Here is a 16,586-nt window from a genome sequence, read left to right as displayed (position 1 = left end):
GTGATACCGCGCCTCCGGGGCCGCGACAAGAAATTTCCGTTACGTCAGGGAAGCAAGCCGGCGATCCGGGCCATGATCCAGCCGGCCCAACTCCGCGGCGCATGTTGCCCGGCCCGATCGTGGCTGAGCGAACTGGATCGCAGCGAAGGAGCTGGATGTGATCCGACCGATCCCTCGAGCCGGCTGTCGCCTACTCCAATATGATGTGCGGCACGAAGCGGGAGAGGTTGCGGGTGATCGGCGAGCGGTCCTCGCGCATGCCGAGGCCGCAGGCCCGGTCGCCGACGATCCAGGAGCCGAGCACGGCATAGGCGCCGTCCTTCTCGAACAGCGACGTGAGGGCCTGGACGATGAAGCCTTCGCTGCCGTAGGAGCCCTCGGTGATCTCGACGCGCTCGCCTTCCTTCAACACCTCGACATTCTCGCCTTCGCGCGAAAATAGCGGCTTGCGCACGGCGTCCTTCAGGGTCTTCGCCTGGGGGACGTCGTCGAACCAGGCGGGAAGCAGGTTCGGGTGGCCAGCATGGCGGTCCCACAGCAACGGCAGGATGCCCTTGTTGGACAGGATGGTCTTCCACGCCGGCTCGACGATGGTGGCACCGGCAGTCGAGAGATACTTCGCGAAGGGCTCGCGCAGCATGTCCTCCCAAGGGTAGAGCTTGAAGAGGAGGTCGATCACCCGGTCTTCGGTGTCGGTGAAGCGGCCCTGGTCGTCCACTCCGACGTCGCGGATGTCGAGGAGGCTGGTGCGGTGGCCGGCCTGGACGGCGCAGTCCATCAGATAGGCCGCGGTGCCGCGATCCTCGTCGCTTTCGGTCCAGGCGGCGAAGTGGAAGATCGGCTCCTTCGAAAACGCTCCGAACGCCTCGACCAACGCCTCCTGGATGGAATTGTACTGGTCGGCGTCCTCCGGCAGGGCGCCGCGGGCGACGTTGTCGGTCAGCCAGTTGTACTGGAAAAAGGCCGCCTCGAAGATCGAGGTCGGCGTATCGGCGTTGTATTCCAGGAGTTTCGCCGGGCCGGTGCCGTCATAGGCAAGGTCGAAGCGACCGTAGAGCTGCTTGTCGCCGCGATGCCAGGACGAGGCGACGAGATCGCGCATCGCCTCGGGAACCTGCAGCTTCTCCATCGCCTGTTCGTCGCGCACGACGTCGCCGACGAGATCCATGCACATGTCGTGCAGGTCCTGGGACGGCGCCTCGATCGCCTCCTCGACTTCGGCGAGTGAAAAGACGTAGGCGGCGCCATCGATCCAATAGGGCTCGCCATACATTTCGTGGAAGCCGAAGCCGACGCTTTCGGCCGCCTCGCGCCAGTTCTCGCGCTCGGGAACGTCGATCCGCTTCATCGCGACCGGTCCTTGGCAGCAACGCGGATCACCGCGTCGCCGGCCTTCGCCGCCATCGGCATGGCCAAGGGCTTATCCACCGAAGAAGCCGCGCGAGGAGGAGCGGCCGCCGAAGCCCGACCGCGACACGGTGCGGGTGTTGACGTTGACCGGCCGGCTCACCGCCTTGCCGTTCTCGACGGTGCTGGTCAGCGCCGTGCCGGCCCGGTCGCGGTAGATCGGCGTCGACGAGTAGCCGGAGGAGTAGCGATAGTCGCGATAGGCGCCGTAGCTCGACAGGTTCGACAAGGCCGAGGAGATCAGGTAGCCGGTCATGAACGGCACGAAGAAGCCGGACCCCGAGCCGCTGGTCTGGCCCGCGGAGTTCTGACCGCTCGCACCACCGGCCTGAAAGCACTTGCCCTCGCCGATCGCCGCCTCGCATTCCTGCAGGCTGGCGTAATGCGGGGCGTCGGTCAGATGCTTCTGCAGGGCCTGCTGATATTCGGCCTCGCAGATCTGCGCGTCGACGCCGGCATCGGCGCATTGCTGCGGCGTTGAGAAGGCGACGTCCTGGGGCGCCTCGTCACCGCAGCCGTAAAGGACCATGCCCGTGGCGGCGATCGTGCCGAGCGTGAGAATCGGCGGTGTTCTTCTGGTGAAGCGTCTGCGCATTCCAGGCCTCCTCAGTAGGTCATGCAGGCGGCATTGAGGATGCCGACGGACAGCGCGATGCCGCCGGTCCAGATCCCTGCCGCGATCTCACCGTCGGTGATGCGTTGGTGCAGGCCGGTCATCGTCCGCGAGGCGATGAAGAAGGCGAGAATCTGGGCGAGGAGACCGATGACCGACCAGATGATGAAGTCGACGATCGAGACCGAGTTGGCGGCGGCCGAGGCGAGCGGCAACGAGAATCCGAGAATCGCGCCCATGAAGGCGACGACGGCGGAAGTGTTGCCGGCCCGGATCAGGGTGATTTCCTTCTGCGGGGTCAGCGTCGTGTAGACCCAGCTGAACAGGCCGTAGAGCACCAGCCCGAGAACGAAATAGGCGAGAAAGGCCGGCAGGCCCGCAGCATAACCGAACATTCAAATTCCTCTCGTTGCGCGGGATATCTCGCCCGCATCGTCGTTTCGCCCGCGGCGCTCATGGTCCACGCCGCCTCGTGCCGTCACTGCGGCGGTTCCTCATACCGCCGGCTCCGGTCTTCGACCGGCGCCAAGGGGTTACCGCTCGATCGCCGCGCGGGCTTCCTACCAGCGGCCCGGGAGCCATTCTCCCGGGCCGCTGGTATCAGACCCGTCGCACGTCTCCCGGCGACAGGCCATAGCCAAGCAGGAATTCGACCGATCCGCCCTCGCGGCTCGCCCGCTGTGCGATGTCGCGCTCGATGTTGATCAGCAGCATCTCCTGGGCCCGGCCGAGCGGCCGCGAATAGAGCATGCAGGTCTGATGGATCTGGCGGACGCTGGTTCCGTCGTCGACGTCCTCGACGAACTCGACGAGATCGGCACGCCCCGCCCCCTCGCCCCAATAGCGATCGAACAGAATGCCATCGGCGTCGTAGCTCGGCTGGCCAATCAGCCCCGATGAGCCCGTCCACCTGTTCCACTCCGCCCGGCCCGCAGGCACGACGCTGTCCCAGGAGGCGTAGAGGCTGACGTCCTGAATCGCGTCGCCGGGCTTACCAGTCGCCGACAGCGTCTGGAGCAGCCGGTCGTCCTCGTCGTAGTAGCGTGACAGGATCGTTTCGCCGTCGAGCCGCGCCTCGCCATAGGCGACGACGATGAAATTGCCGCCCGCCGGCAACTCCATGCCGGGGTTGCTGCCGGCCGCGTCGGCCTCGAGCGCCAGCGTGTCGATCTCGATCGCGCCGCCGATTGCAACACCCAGAGGTCCGCGCTCCTTGGGAAGATCATCGGCCTTGTTCTTGCTGCCGAACAGCGAGAAGATCATGCGCTCTCCTTTGCGAACGCGTCCCAGGCGATGGCGCCGGGATCGAGCCTGTGGTCGGCGATGTAGAAGAGGACATCGCCGGATTGGATCTCGGTCCCTTCGTGGCAATTGAGATCGACATTTCCATGGCGGTTCATGCCGACGAGGGTGACCGCGTGCCGTCGGCGCATGAGCCGAAGCGCCGCCTCGTAGGGAAACGCCGCCGCGCCCTCGGGCACCCTGACGGAGAAGGCGGTGTCGTCCTTGCCGGCCGACAAGAGGAGATTGGCGACGACGGAGGTGCCCGGATCGCGGGCGGCGCGGACCATCAACTCGGAGGAGAGCGACGTCACCGACTCGATGCGCGAATTCTGCTGACGCAGAATGCTCGCGGTCGATTCGAAATCGAAATAGGCGACGACGTGTGCCCTCGGGCATGTGGCGGAGGCGACGAGGGCAGCCGCCAGCGTCTCGTCGTCGCTGACCCCGCGCACGATGATCGAGCGTGCATTGACAGCGCCCGCGCGTTCGAGGCCGGCGGGATCGGCGAGCCGGTCCACCCTCACATAATCGACATTCTCGGGTGCCGGATTTTGTTCGAGGTCCTTGGCGATCAGGACCGTCACCGCCTCGCCATCCCGACGCTCCCGATGGATCAGCCCGAGCAGGCGCCGCGTCGTTGCTTCCTGCCAGCCCATGACGACGTCGTGATCGGCGCGGTCGCTGAAATTCCCCAGCCCCTTCATCCGGCCCCTCCAGGTGTTGCTCACCGCCGCGAGCAGCTTGCCGAGCACTGCGGTGAAGATGGCGATCGCGCCGGGCAGGACGAAGAACGCCGCCACGAGCCGGCCGGCGCCGGTCTGCGGCGACAGGTCACCGTAGCCGACGGTGGTCGCCGTGACGATGTAATAGTAGACGAAATCGACCGGACGGGACACGAAGTCGCTTTCGCCGACGATCGCCAGCAGGAGCCAGCTGACCGCCAGATGGCCGAATGAGAGCGCCGCGATCGCGCCCCAGGTGAGTTCGGCGAGGGCGACGTAAAATCGACGCATATATTGCGAAAATAACGGCACGCGGGTTCCGGTTCGGGCTGTTTTGGCGGTTATGCGGCCGGATATTCCCCAAGGTCAATATCGGCCACGGAGGGCGGAAAACGGTTTGGACAGTGCCACGTCGGTGATGTAGAACCCGGCAACGAACCTTGGCAACTGAGGGATACCCAGTGAAAAAGTGGAATCTTGCCAGCCTGACGGAGCTCTTCGCCTCCGACCCGGAGGCGCTCGGCGACGTCGACGTGACGGTCGTCGAGACCGGCGACGTGATCCGCGTGACGCTCAAGGAGAAGGGCGATCTCGACGTGCTCGTGGCGGCCGGCGGCGATCAGGTCCTGGCCAGCGTGATGCTGGCGCCGGCCGATACGATCCCGCGCCGCGAGGCCTTCGAGCGGATGGTCCTGTCGACCCACAAGCTCCTGCCGCTCTCGACCTTCGGCATCGTGACCATCGACGGCAAGGAATATTACGAGTTGTTCGGCTCCTTGTCGGCCAACTCCACCGCCGAATCCATGGTCGAGGAAGTGGCCGTCCTCGCGACCAACGCGGTCGATGCCGCGAACATGATCGAGGAATGGAAGAACGGGGAATTCGCCGCATGAGTGTCTGGAACAAGCTGTTCACCGCCGTCAAGGGCGGCGTCAACGAGGCGGCGGAAGGCGTCGCCGACACGCAGGCGCTGCGCATTCTCGACCAGGAGATCCGCGACGCCGAGAACGCGCTCAAGCGCGCGCGCTCCGATCTCGCCGGCATCATGGCCTCCAACAAGTCGCTGCAGCGGCGCGTCCACGAGGCGCGCGACAAGGAGCGCAAGGACACCGAGAGCGCCCGGGCCGCGTTCCAGGCCGGCCGCGAGGATCTCGCCCGCGGGCTTGCCGACCGGATCTCCAAGACCCGCACCGAGGCGGCTCGCGACGAGGCCGAGCTTGAGCGCCTGTCGCAGCGCCAGCAGCAGATGATCAAGGCGGTTCAGGACACCGAGCAGCGCATCCAGCAGATGCGGCGCGAGGTGGAGAACGTGAAGGCCAACGAGTCGCTGATCAAGGCGCAGTCGGCCATCGCCACCACCCATTCGGGCGTCAATTCCAAGCTCGGCAGCGCGATGGATTCTCTGGAACGCATCCGCAAGAAGCAGGAGATGACCCAGGGCCGTCTGGAGGCGGGCGAAGAGCTCGCGGCGCTGGAATCGGGGTCCGATCTCGACCGCCAGCTGCTGGCGGCGGGCATCGGCGGCCAGTCGCAGTCGGCCGACGACGTGCTCGCCCAGATCATGGGCACGAGTTCGACGCAGCAGATCGGCGCTTCGAAGGATCCGCTCAGCCTGGACCGGCCGAAAGAAAGCTGATCCGCCTTCGCCTCGATCGATCCGGCCGTCCGCGGCCGATATCCCAGCCCCGGCCCGAGCGCCGGGGCCTTCTATTTTCCGGTCTCAGCTCTTGCCACGCTTTTCCGCGTTCCTCGCCGGCATCCTGTTCACCCTCGCGGCCGGTATCAGCTTCGCCGTACAGGATTCGCTCGGCAAGCATCTCACGACCCTCGTCCCGCTGATCCAGCTCCTGTGGGGGCGGTATTTCATCCAGACGCTAATCATGGCGGGAACGCTGGGCGCGACCCGCGGCACGTCGTTCCTCAAGACCTCGCACCCGTTTCTGCAGCTTCTTCGCGGCGCCTGCCTCTTGACGGCGACGTCGCTGATGTATGCCGGGCTCAGCTATGTGCCGCTTGCCGACGCGACCTCCGTCCTGTTCTTCGCGCCGATCCTCGTCACGGTGTTCTCGGTCGTCTTTCTCCACGAACGGATCGGCATCCACCGGATCGCCGCGGTCGTCGCGGGCTTCCTCGGCATGCTGGTGGTGCTGCGGCCGGGGCTCGATTCGATCGAGCCGGCGCTTTTTCTCGTCGTCGGCGCGGCGGTGTTCAACGCCGCCTATCTGATGCTGACGCGCCGGCTTGCCGGCAGGGACGACTCCGCCTCGACGATGTTCAACACCACGGCGCCGGGGGCCGTGCTGCTGACGTTCCTGGTCATTCCTGTCTGGGAGACGCCGAGCCCCTCCGTCCTCGCCCTCATGGTCGCGATCGGCTGCGTCGGCTCGATCGGGCATGCGCTTTTGGTGCGCGGCTTTTCCTTCGCGCCGGCCTCGCTGCTCTCGCCGTTCCTCTACATCCAGGTGCTTGCGGCGAGCATCCTGACCGTCGTCGTCTTCGGCGACCCCCTGCGCTGGACGACGGCGCTCGGCGCGGCGATCCTCGTCGCCAGCGGCCTCTACATCTGGTGGCGCGAGAACCGCTGAACGGCGGCAGCCTTGGCGGCGAAAGCGGCGCGTATGCGATTGCGCACGGCCACTCTGCCCGCTACGCCTCGTTCGATCAGGCGCCGTCGCAGCAGCGCCCAAACGAACGAGGCACCGCCATGGCCTATGCCTTTCCGCCAGCGTGGATCCCTACCCTGCCGATCCGCGGTTCGAGCGACGAGTTTCCGGTGCGACGGATCTATTGCGTCGGCCGGAACTATGCCGAGCACGCCGTCGAGATGGGGCACGATCCGGAGAAGGAGCCACCGTTCTTCTTCCAGAAGAACCCGGACAATCTCGTCCAGACCGGCGAGTTCCCCTATCCGAGCGCGACGAAGGACGTCCATCACGAGGTCGAACTCGTCGTTGCGCTGTCGAAGGGCGGCACGGACATCGCCCCAAACGAGGCGCTCGATCACGTCTTCGGCTACGCCGTCGGCCTCGACATGACCCGCCGCGACCTGCAGGCCGGGGCGAAGAAGCTCGGGCGCCCCTGGGAAATCGCCAAGGCTTTCGAAAAGTCCGCGCCGATCTCGGAAATCGTTCTGGCCTCGGCGATCGGCCATCCATCGGCAGGGGCGATCACGCTTGCGGTCAATGGCGAGACCCGCCAGTCGGGGGACCTCTCGCAGATGATCTGGAAGACCGGCGAGGTCATCGCCCATCTCTCCGGCCTGTTCGAGCTCGCCCCGGGCGACCTGATCATGACCGGCACCCCCGCCGGCGTCGGCGCCGTGGTGCGCGGCGACAGGCTGGAAGGGACGGTCGAGGGCGTCGGGACGCTGGTGGTGATGGTGGTCTGATCGGCCACACCGATAATGGCCCCAATGCGAGTGCGGCCCTCCGCGATAGTTCGCAGAGGGCCGCAATTCTAGGCTCGCCTTCTCGTCAGCCTGCGTTCTACACCCGCAACCGGTCGCTCGTAGACCGCGCGAAAGCCTCCGAGACGTGAGCGAAGGAGCGCCGCGCATCTTCGCTGTCGGCGTCGTCGTCGGGCTCCAGCATGAAGACGAGGAACGATCGGCCCGTCGCCATGTAAACCGTATCGAACTCGAACGGGGCGAGTTCCTCGCGGATCGGCAGGTTGGTGTCGATGACGCAGCGCCAGCGCTTGCCGCCGGGCGCCTGGGGCAGGGTGAAGTTCACGACGTCGTAATGGGCGTTCATGACGATCAGCATGGTGGCGTCGGTGCCGGGGCGGCGGATGCCGGTTTCCTGGGCCCGCCCGTCGAGGAGGACACCGAAGCACTTGGCCTCGCCGTCCGCCCAGTCACCGTCGACGAACTCCTGGCCGTCGGGCTTCAGCCAGGCGACGTCCTTGACGCCGAGCTCCTCGTCGTAGGTGCCGTGCAGGAACGTGCCGCGACGCAGCATCGCCAGCGACTGGCGCAGGATGATCACCTTCTGCACGAACTCGGCGAGCTGCCGGCTCTGAGGCGTGATGTTCCAGTCGACCCAGCCGATCTCGTTGTCCTGGGCATAGGCGTTGTTGTTGCCGCCCTGCGTGCGGGCGAATTCGTCGCCGGCGAGGATCATCGGGGTGCCGCGCGAGAACAGGAGCGTCGCGAAGAAGTTGCGCAGCTGGCGGAAGCGGGTCTCGACGATCTCCTTGTCGTCGGTCAGCCCTTCGGCGCCGTAATTGTAGGAAATGTTGTGGTCGTGGCCGTCGCGGTTGTCCTCGCCATTCGCGTCATTGTGCTTGTCGTTGTAGCTGACGAGGTCGTGCAGGGTGAAGCCGTCATGGGCGGTGATGAAGTTGACCGACGCCCATGGCTTGCGACCGCGCTTGTCGAACAAGTCCGCGGAAGCCGAGAACTTGTTCGCCACCTTCGGGATCATGCCGTCGTCGCCCTTCCAGAAGGCGCGGATGGTATCGCGATAGCCGTCATTCCATTCCGCCCAGCCCGGCGGAAAGCGACCGACCTGGTAGCCGCCAGGCCCGCAGTCCCAGGGCTCGGCGATCAGCTTGACCTCGGATAGCAGCGGATCCTGCATGGTCGCGTGGAGGAAGCTCGATTCCTCCGAGAAGCCGGTCGGCTCGCGGGCAAGGATGGTGGCGAGATCGAAGCGGAAGCCGTCGACGCGCATTTCGCCGGCCCAGTAGCGCAAGGAGTCCGTGACAAGCTGCATGACCCGCGGATGCGACGTGTTGACGGTGTTGCCGGTTCCGGTGTCGTTGATGTAGTAGCGCGGCTCGTCCGGCATCAGCCGGTAATAAGTGGCGTTGTCGATGCCCTTGAAGGAGAGCGTCGGGCCGAGTTCGTTGCCTTCTGCTGTGTGGTTGTAGACGACGTCGAGGATGACCTCGAGCCGCGCATGGTGGAAGGCCGACACCAGCTCCTTGAATTCGGCGATCGAGTTAGACGCCAGATAGCGCGGGTCCGGCGCGAAGAAGCCGATGGAGTTGTAGCCCCAATAGTTCCGAAGACCCTTTTCGACCAGATAGCTGTCGTCGACGAAGGCGTGGATCGGCATCAGTTCGACGGAGGTGACGCCGAGGCTGCGGACGTAGTCGATGACCTCGACCGCCGTCAGCCCCGCGAACTTGCCACGATCGCGCTCCTCCACCGCCGGGTGGCGCATGGTGAAACCCTTCACATGGGTCTCGTAGAAGATCGTCCGGTCCCAGGGGATGTTCGGCCGGCGCTCGTCGCCCCAGGTGAAGGCCGGATCGACGACGCGGCACTTCGGCACGAAGGGCGCCGAGTCGCGCTCGTCGAAGGAGAGATCGGCGTCGTCGTGGCCGATGGTGTAGCCGAACAGCGCGTGGTCCCACTTCACCTCGCCGATCAGCTGCTTGGCATAAGGATCGATGAGCAGCTTGTTCGGATTGAAGCGGTGGCCGGCCTCCGGCTCGTAGGGGCCGTAGACGCGGTAGCCGTAGATCTGGCCGGGGCGCACGTCGCGCAGATAGCCGTGATAGATCTCGTTGGTGTATTCCGGCAGCTCGATCCGTTCGATCTCGTTCTCGCCCGCCGCATCGAACAGGCAGAGCTCGACCTTGGTCGCATGGGCCGAGAAGATCGCGAAGTTGACGCCGATGCCGTCCCAGGTCGCGCCGAGGGGAAACGGCCGGCCTTCCTGGATCCGGCGGCGGCGCACCGCTGTCGGTCCACGGTAGGTCTGGGTCGTGTTCGGCCTGATTTGGATCGTCACGGAGGCTTCTCCAGAAGAGATGGGGTGGGACGCACCTAAAGAGCCGGCGAGGCTTCTTGGTTCCGTCATCTGCCTGATCGGCAACGACGAAGCGACCCCGCCCGGACGTGCGACGGCCGCCTCGAAAGCGGCCGTCGGAACGAACTCGTCTAGATCGTCAGAATGCTCGCGCCGGTAGTCTTGCGGCCTTCGAGATCGCGATGGGCCTTCTGCGCCTCGGCGAGCGGGTATTTCTGGCCGATGGTGATCTTCACCGCCCCCGACGCGATGACGTCAAACAGCGCCTTGGCCGAAGCCTCGAGTTCGGCCCGGGTGGAGACGTAGCTGAACAGGGTCGGGCGCGTGACGTAGAGCGAGCCCTTCTGGCTGAGGATCGCCGTGTCGATCGGCTCGTACTTGCCGGAAGACTGGCCGAAGGTCGCCCACAGCCCGCGCGGACGCAGGCAATCGAGGCTGCCCGGATAGGTATCCTTGCCGACGGAATCGTAGACCACGTCGCATTTGCGACCCTCAGTGATCCTGCCGACTTCCTTGACGAAGTCCTGCTCGCGGTAGTTGATGACGTGATCGTAGCCGTTCTTCAGCGCGAGGTCGCACTTTTCCTTCGAGCCCGCCGTGCCGATGACCGTCGCGCCGAGATGCTTCGCCCACTGGCCGGCAATCAGGCCGACGCCCCCGGCGGCGGCGTGGAACAGGAGAACCGTGTCGGAATCCACCGGATAGGTGCGGCGCAGGAGATATTCCGCCGTCATGCCCTTCAGCATCACGGCAGCGGCGGTTTCGAGCTCGATCTCCTTGGGCACCAACACCGCCTTGTCGGCGGGAACGACGATCTTCTCCGCATAGGTGCCGTTGATGCCGTTGTAAGCGACGCGGTCACCCGTCTTGAACAGTGTGACGCCCTCGCCCACCGCGGCGACGATACCGGCCCCCTCCTTGCCGGCCACGAACGGCATCTTCTCGGACTTGTAGAGGCCGGTGCGGAAATAGACGTCGATGAAGTTGATTCCCGCCGCCTTCTGCTCGACCAGGATCTCGCCTTTGCCGGGCTGGCCGGGATCATGATCCTCGAAGGACAGGACCTCCGGTCCACCGGTTTCCTTGACGATGATCGCCTTACTCATGGCGGTGTCTCCCCTGTCGTGACCGGCCGTCGATCTGTCAGTGTCGGCGGTGCGGGCGCAGCCGGTCGAGCGCCTGGAGCACACCGCCGATGGTGAGCAGATAGAGCCCGGACGCCACAAGTCCCCACCTGACGAGGGCGGAAGCCTCGAAATTGTCGACGAGGACGAGAAGTCCCAGCACCGACCAGACGGCGACGATGGCGAGCGTCAGTGGCCGGAGCCGCTTCACCCTCACCGGATGGACGAACTTCACCGGCAGGAAGGTCGCGGCCGAACACAGGACGACCAGCGCGAAGGCGGCCCATTCCGGCGGCTGCACGGCAAAGAGCGTGAAGACGACGAAGTTCCAGGCGACGGGAAAGCCACGGAAGAAATTGTCCTTCGTCTTCATCCGCGTGTCGGCATAGTAGATGGCGCTGGAGATGACGATCAACGCCGCCGCCACGAAGGAAGAGGGCCGGCCGATCATCCCCGACAGATAGAGCGCCACGGCGGGGATCAGCGAATAGGTCGCGTAATCGATGATCGAATCGAGCAGATCCCCCGACCAGTGCGGCAAGACGCCCTTGACGTCGACCTTCCTCGCCAGGGGGCCGTCGATCGCGTCGACGAAAAGGGCAAGACCCAGCCAACCGAACATCGCCACCCACCGCTGTTCGGCGGCGGCGATCAACGAGAGGAACGCCATGAAGGCGCCGCTCGCGGTCAGGAGGTGGATCGCGAAGGCACGCCACCGGTCGGCCCTGTCGTATTCTTCGGTTGCCTCGGACATTGGCTGGCTGTCGTTCCTCGCGCCGTCTTTGCGTTGATTGGCGAACATCGCAGTCCCGCCCTTCGTTCCGGCCATTGCCATTGGCTGTAACGGGCGTATCTGCGAAATCCAAGACGAGCCGTGAGTCTTTCGTCACGGCTCGACGACCCAACTAGTGCGCAGGGAGCCTTCGGATGCAACGCAGGCAGATCATCGTCGTCGGTGGAGGGCTGGCCGGTACCGCTACCGCACTCGGGCTCGCCGCGGCGGGTTTCGACACGCTTCTCGCGGCACCAAAGGCGCCCGAAGATACCCGCAGCTCGGCAATCCTCGGCCGCTCACTCGCCTTTCTCGCCGAACTCGGCGTCGTCGACGCGCTCGGCGAGAACAAGGCGCCGCTCGCCGTGATGCGGATCGTCGACGATCTCGGCCGGCTGTTCCGGGCCCCGACGGTGGAGTTCAAGGCAAGCCAGGTCGGTCTTTCGGCTTTTGGCATCAACGTCCTGAACGCCGATCTGGCGAGGGCGCTCGAGGCGTGTGTGGCGAGCACCGGCAATCTGGAGGTCCGCCCGCTCGCGGCGCGCGGGCTGATGCTTTCCGACGAGCGCGCGGTGGTCACGCTGGAGGACGGCACCGAGATCGGCGCGGATCTTGTGGTCGCCGCCGACGGGCGCCGGTCGCCGATGCGCGAGGCCGCCGGCATCGGCTCGCGCCAGTGGAGCTATCCGCAGACCGCGATCGTCCTCAACGTCCAGCATGGCCGCGACCACCGCTCAGTCTCGACCGAGTTCCACACCAGGACCGGACCATTCACCCAGGTTCCCCTGCCCGGCCGCCGTTCATCGATCGTCTGGGTCGAGGATCCGAAGCTCGCCGAACTCTATGTCGACCTCAAGCCGGAAAAGCTCGAAACGACGATCGCGGAGAAGATGCACTGGATCCTCGGCGACGTGTCGATCGATGGGCCGATCGCCCGCTATCCTCTCGGCGGCAGCCGGGTCGAGAGGATGACCGACGCCCGTCTCGCCCTCGTCGGCGAAGCCGCCCATGCCTTTCCGCCGATCGGTGCACAGGGGCTCAATCTCGGCCTGCGCGACGCCGAGGCGCTGGTGCGACTCGCCGAGGAAAGCCGCGACGATCCTGGCTCGCGGCTGATGCTGCGACGTTACGATGCCGGGCGTCGCGGCGACGTCGCCTCCCGCACCGCCGGCGTCGACTTGCTCAACCGCTCGCTGCTGATGGGCTTCCTGCCCGGCCAGATCGCCCGCAGCGGGACGTTGGCGGCCATGGGACTCCTGCCTCCACTCAGGCAGTTCGCCATGCGCGAAGGCCTCGTGCCGGGCGCTGGCTTCGTCGGCCTGCCCCGGTCGTTACGCAAATGGATCGGTGGGCAAGAGACCGGTGGTGATCGCGTAGAGGAGCAGCGTCACCGTCGCAACTGACAACACGGTCGTGACCAGCACCACGGCCGAGGCGCGTTCCACCCACACGTCGTATTGCTGCGCGATGACGAAGACGTTGGTGGCCGTCGGCAGGCTGGCGAGAAGCATGGCGCTCTGGACCCAGACCGCGTCGAACGGCCCGGTGGCGCCCAGCACCAGCCAGACGACGACCGGATGCAGCACCAGTTTCATCGGCACGATCGCGAAAAGCTCCGGCGGCACGCGCTTCAGCGGGCGAAGTGCCAGCGTCACTCCCATGGCGAACAGCGCGCATGGTGCGGCGGCGCCCGCCAGGAGTTGCAGGGTTTGGTCCAGGGGTCCGGTCGGATGGAGGCCGAGGATCGCCGCGCCGACGCCGATGATCGTGGCGATGATGAACGGGTGGGTGAAGATCCTGACGAGAACCTGCCGCACCATGGCCAGCGGCGGCTGCCTCTCGCCGCCGAGCGCCATCATCAGCGGCGCCATGATGAAGTGCAGCGCGTTGTCGAAGCAGAAGACGAGTGCGACGGGAACGCCGGCCGCAGGCCCGAGAGCGGCAAGCGCGATGCCCGGCCCCATGTAGCCGATGTTGCCGTAGGCGCCGCCCAGCCCCTGGATGGTGGCGGCCGGGATGTCGCGACCGCCGCGAAGAAAGGCGATCGCAAAGCCGAAGGCGAAGATGATGAAAGTCGACAGGGTGGTCGCGACGACGAAGCCGATGCTCCCGAGCTTCTCGACCGGCGTCTTGGAAAGAATCTGGAAAAGCAGGGATGGAAGCGCAATGTAGATGACGAATACGTTCAGCCACGCCAGCCCGCCGATGGGATGCGGCGCGAGCCGACCTGCCGCGTAGCCGAGCGCGATCAGGCCGAAGAACGGCGAAATCAATCCGATGATTTCGATCACCGGAGCAAACCAACGTCGAGGGGTGTCATGCTAAGACGGTCACCGGGGCAAGAAGACGCGCGGCAAGCAGGTCGTGGAACGGCTGAGCCTGTTCGATAACGGAGTCATGACGTCAATGCAAACCGCCCGCTATTTCATCGGCCAGATCGTCCGCCACCGGCTGTTTCCGTTTCGCGGCGTGATCTTCGACGTCGATCCGGAGTTCGACAACACCGAGGAATGGTATCAGTCCATCCCGGCCGGCGTGCGTCCGCGCAAGGACCAGCCCTTCTATCACCTGTTCGCCGAGAACGACGAAACCGAGTACGTCGCCTATGTCTCCGAACAGAACCTCCTGCCGGACGAAACGGGAGTTCCGGTTCGCCACCCTCAGGTCGGCGAGATGTTCATCGGACCGGTGGACGGCTCCTATCGGCTGAAGGTCGAGAACCGGAACTGACGGCCGGCCGTTCTCACGCCATCAACGGAAAACGGCCGGCCTTCGCGAGAAGGCCGGCCGAATTCATTCATCGCCGTGCGAGGCGGACGTCGGGGCAGTGGCTGTGGCTCGACCGCGCCGCGGAGACGGCGAAGGGAAGCCTCCCGCCACCGGCCCCTCCGGGACGTGCCCGAGCGGCCCACCCAGCTGGCGGTCCTGCCTCCCCCGGCTACTGCGCCGTGGCGGGCGCTTCGCCGCCCTGCTTGGCGGCGTTCTGGGCGTCCTCGAAGCGCTTACGCCGCTCTTCGGCCTGCTTCTGCAACGCGTCGTTCAGTTCCTTCTGCCGCTGGGCGAGCGCCGACTCGTCCTTCGGCGGACCGTCGAAGGCGTCGGTGAAGCCCTTGAGCGACACCGGGATCGGGTTCGCCTGCCGCTGGAAGTTGATGGAAGTCACGACCATCTGGCTTCCCTTCTTCATGCTGGCGACCAGAGCGTCGGTCAGCTCCGCCTCGGCGATGCAGCGGTTCGGGAAACACACCGAATAGTTCAACGCCTGCGGCTGGTTGCCGTCGACCTTGATCTGCACGCCCGGGGGGATGACGCGGCCCGTCGGCACCACGGCCTGGATCACCTTCTGATTGACCTTGCCCTTGACCTCGATGAGGTTGACCGCGGTGATCAGCTGCCGGGTCTCGGCGATCAGGGAATACTGCGTGTTGCAGATGTCGTTGTCACCCTGCTTGGTGCACACCTTGAACCATTCGGTCGGGAGCACCTGGGTGTTGGCATTGGCATTGGCATCCTGGGCGTTGGCCAGGGGCGCACCGGCGAGCAGCGTGGCTGTACCCACGAGCACGCCCGCGAGCTTCGAAAGCGAAGCGTTCTTCATCCGGTCTTGCACGGCCTCATGTCCTTTCGGCGCATTGATTGCAACTCGTCGAGGGTTCCTTAAACACCCCGCACCTCTTTCGCAAATGAGGCCGTTTCAGGGCTCGGAATCTCCCACGCGTCGACTTTGCGCCTGAGGCGGGGAGCTGCGGAAGTCGCGGCCGCAGGACGAGTCCGTCTCGCGCCGACGCCCCGTCACTCCTCGGTCGTCGGTTCGGCCAATCGACATGGGGCTCGGCCAATTGCCGACATGGCGGGCGCATTCCGCCAACACGACGGTGCGGGAGGCGGCATGAACGGGTCGAGACCAGCATGCCCTTGTCAGGAGATTTTCGAAGACGGACCGCGGCTTCCGGTGCCGGGCCGCAACCGTGAAGCCACGGCCGCGGGTCGACGGCCCGCCGCCTTGGCGCCGCTTTGGCCTTGGCCTTCGATCACCCGCGTGTTTTCAGGGCTCCGCTCAGTTACGGCTCGGGAAGACTCCCGCGGTGACAATGCACCAGCGGATGGCCAGACTCGGGCTCTGGTGCTGGAACGCCTGCCCGGAGCCTGCATTCGCCATGGAAACGCTGAGAGAATCGGCGTTGAGCGAGCCGGTTGGGGCCGTGGTGTCGTAGATGAGCAGCGGACTTGCGGACATCGCGAGGCTGTTGCCGGTGGGTGTGGCGGACGATGCCGCGGCACCGGAGGCATTGAGGGTTGCCGTTGCCTGATGGGAATGCTGTGGCATGTTCGACTGGGTCAGCGTGACGGTCGAACTGCCACCCCGTTGACCGAGCCCATATTGCGGCAGCCCGGGCCCCTGGCCGAGATGGATGATCTCCCGACCGCGCATATCCGGCAGGGCGAAGGTGACGCGGCCGTCTCCGCCGTAATTCGCGCCCAACAAGGCGAACAGGGCTTGGTTCTGATTGATCGGGAGGAGCTGGCCGCTCGCCTCGATGGTGTTACGGGGACAGTAGTTGTTTGCGATCGGCAGGATCTGCGCGATGTAAAACTCCTGGGCGACGGCTGCCGTGGTGCCGCAGGTCAGCGCGGCAAGAGCGAGCACGGCAAGAGAGGTCTGCGCTGTTCTGGAGAAGATCGGTTTTTGGGCCATGACATCTCTCGAAAGTGGATCAAGGATCGGCGTCTTTGCGTACGTAGGGGGCTGGGGGGTCGTCGAGGCGAAACTGCGACGGAGCCGGCCTGCAGTGACGAGCCTGAAGTGACGAGAGAAAACGGCGGATCTCGTCCGTTCTGCGGACCGGATCCGCGCTTGCCTGCTTCAGCTCGTCGGCGCCCGGAGACCTCCGCCTGTCTTGCCGA

At 65.6% G+C, this 16,586-nt stretch carries 17 protein-coding genes; 6 read left to right on the top strand and 11 right to left on the bottom strand.

The annotated features are described in order from the left end of the window. Positions 1 to 190: 190 nt before the first annotated feature. The 5 genes from GTK09_RS01695 to GTK09_RS01675 all read right to left on the bottom strand — a co-directional run bounded on the left by GTK09_RS01695 (position 191) and on the right by GTK09_RS01675 (position 4,338). Complete coding sequence (locus GTK09_RS01695; protein ID WP_163460740.1) at positions 191 to 1,348, bottom strand: glutathionylspermidine synthase family protein; 1,158 nt, start codon at positions 1,346 to 1,348, stop codon at positions 191 to 193. Between the two features lie 72 nt (positions 1,349 to 1,420). Beyond that, positions 1,421 to 2,002: a DUF1190 domain-containing protein gene (locus GTK09_RS01690; protein ID WP_163460739.1), complete on the bottom strand. Its 582-nt coding sequence runs from the start codon at positions 2,000 to 2,002 to the stop codon at positions 1,421 to 1,423. Between the two features lie 11 nt (positions 2,003 to 2,013). Beyond that, on the bottom strand, positions 2,014 to 2,415 hold the full coding sequence (locus GTK09_RS01685; RefSeq protein WP_163460738.1) for a DUF350 domain-containing protein: 402 nt from the start codon (positions 2,413 to 2,415) through the stop codon (positions 2,014 to 2,016). Positions 2,416 to 2,620: 205 nt separating this feature from the next. Continuing rightward, entirely contained in the window at positions 2,621 to 3,283 is a 663-nt protein-coding gene (locus tag GTK09_RS01680; RefSeq protein ID WP_163460737.1) for a DUF2491 family protein, read from the bottom strand. Then, on the bottom strand, positions 3,280 to 4,338 hold the full coding sequence (locus GTK09_RS01675) for a potassium channel family protein (protein ID WP_376767931.1): 1,059 nt from the start codon (positions 4,336 to 4,338) through the stop codon (positions 3,280 to 3,282). The genes GTK09_RS01680 and GTK09_RS01675 overlap by 4 nt, the downstream gene beginning before the upstream one ends. A 149-nt stretch (positions 4,339 to 4,487) precedes the next feature. Between GTK09_RS01675 and GTK09_RS01670 the strand changes: the two genes are divergently transcribed. The 4 genes from GTK09_RS01670 (at position 4,488) to GTK09_RS01655 (ending at position 7,414) form a co-directional block, all read left to right on the top strand. Continuing rightward, on the top strand, positions 4,488 to 4,919 hold the full coding sequence (locus tag GTK09_RS01670; RefSeq protein WP_163460736.1) for a YjfI family protein: 432 nt from the start codon (positions 4,488 to 4,490) through the stop codon (positions 4,917 to 4,919). Then, positions 4,916 to 5,662: a PspA/IM30 family protein gene (locus GTK09_RS01665; protein ID WP_163460735.1), complete on the top strand. Its 747-nt coding sequence runs from the start codon at positions 4,916 to 4,918 to the stop codon at positions 5,660 to 5,662. Before GTK09_RS01670 ends, GTK09_RS01665 begins: the two co-directional genes overlap by 4 nt. A gap of 91 nt (positions 5,663 to 5,753) precedes the next feature. Continuing rightward, positions 5,754 to 6,611 carry a DMT family transporter gene (locus GTK09_RS01660; protein WP_163460734.1) on the top strand — a complete coding sequence of 286 codons (858 nt, stop codon included), beginning with the start codon at positions 5,754 to 5,756 and terminating at the stop codon, positions 6,609 to 6,611. A gap of 119 nt (positions 6,612 to 6,730) precedes the next feature. Next, complete coding sequence (locus GTK09_RS01655; protein WP_163460733.1) at positions 6,731 to 7,414, top strand: fumarylacetoacetate hydrolase family protein; 684 nt, start codon at positions 6,731 to 6,733, stop codon at positions 7,412 to 7,414. 97 nt (positions 7,415 to 7,511) lie between these two features. Here GTK09_RS01655 and glgX read toward each other — a convergent pair whose 3' ends face one another. From glgX to pcsA, 3 genes are all read right to left on the bottom strand, one after another. Continuing rightward, positions 7,512 to 9,767, bottom strand: a complete 2,256-nt coding sequence (gene glgX / locus GTK09_RS01650) for a glycogen debranching protein GlgX (protein ID WP_446685264.1) — start codon at positions 9,765 to 9,767, stop codon at positions 7,512 to 7,514. A 149-nt stretch (positions 9,768 to 9,916) separates the two neighbouring features. After that, positions 9,917 to 10,891 (bottom strand): quinone oxidoreductase family protein, encoded by a 975-nt coding sequence (locus GTK09_RS01645; RefSeq protein WP_163460731.1) that lies wholly within the window; start codon positions 10,889 to 10,891, stop codon positions 9,917 to 9,919. A gap of 37 nt (positions 10,892 to 10,928) precedes the next feature. Continuing rightward, positions 10,929 to 11,663 (bottom strand): phosphatidylcholine synthase, encoded by a 735-nt coding sequence (gene pcsA, locus GTK09_RS01640; RefSeq protein ID WP_163460730.1) that lies wholly within the window; start codon positions 11,661 to 11,663, stop codon positions 10,929 to 10,931. A gap of 173 nt (positions 11,664 to 11,836) precedes the next feature. Between pcsA and GTK09_RS01635 the strand changes: the two genes are divergently transcribed. Beyond that, complete coding sequence (locus GTK09_RS01635; RefSeq protein WP_163460729.1) at positions 11,837 to 13,084, top strand: UbiH/UbiF family hydroxylase; 1,248 nt, start codon at positions 11,837 to 11,839, stop codon at positions 13,082 to 13,084. Here the strand turns inward: GTK09_RS01635 and GTK09_RS01630 are convergent. After that, entirely contained in the window at positions 13,013 to 13,972 is a 960-nt protein-coding gene (locus GTK09_RS01630) for an AEC family transporter (protein WP_163460728.1), read from the bottom strand. The genes GTK09_RS01635 and GTK09_RS01630 overlap by 72 nt on opposite strands. Positions 13,973 to 14,087: 115 nt before the next feature. On the opposite strand from GTK09_RS01630, the gene hspQ reads away from it, so the two are divergent. Continuing rightward, the gene (gene hspQ, locus GTK09_RS01625) at positions 14,088 to 14,411 is read left to right on the top strand and encodes a heat shock protein HspQ (protein WP_163460962.1); all 324 of its coding nucleotides are present in this window, start codon (positions 14,088 to 14,090) and stop codon (positions 14,409 to 14,411) included. Positions 14,412 to 14,619: 208 nt separating this feature from the next. Here hspQ and GTK09_RS01620 read toward each other — a convergent pair whose 3' ends face one another. Then, the gene (locus GTK09_RS01620; RefSeq protein WP_312869549.1) at positions 14,620 to 15,291 is read right to left on the bottom strand and encodes an invasion associated locus B family protein; all 672 of its coding nucleotides are present in this window, start codon (positions 15,289 to 15,291) and stop codon (positions 14,620 to 14,622) included. A gap of 447 nt (positions 15,292 to 15,738) precedes the next feature. Then, a complete protein-coding gene (locus GTK09_RS01615) occupies positions 15,739 to 16,377 on the bottom strand; it encodes a phage tail protein (RefSeq protein ID WP_163460727.1) in 639 nt (212 codons plus the stop codon). Between the last annotated feature and the right edge of the window lie 209 nt (positions 16,378 to 16,586).

Source organism: Jiella pacifica (assembly GCF_010500815.1).
In the GTDB taxonomy this organism is placed as follows: Bacteria; Pseudomonadota; Alphaproteobacteria; order Rhizobiales; family Rhizobiaceae; genus Jiella; species Jiella pacifica.
This window is presented reverse-complemented; position numbering and strand designations above follow the sequence as displayed.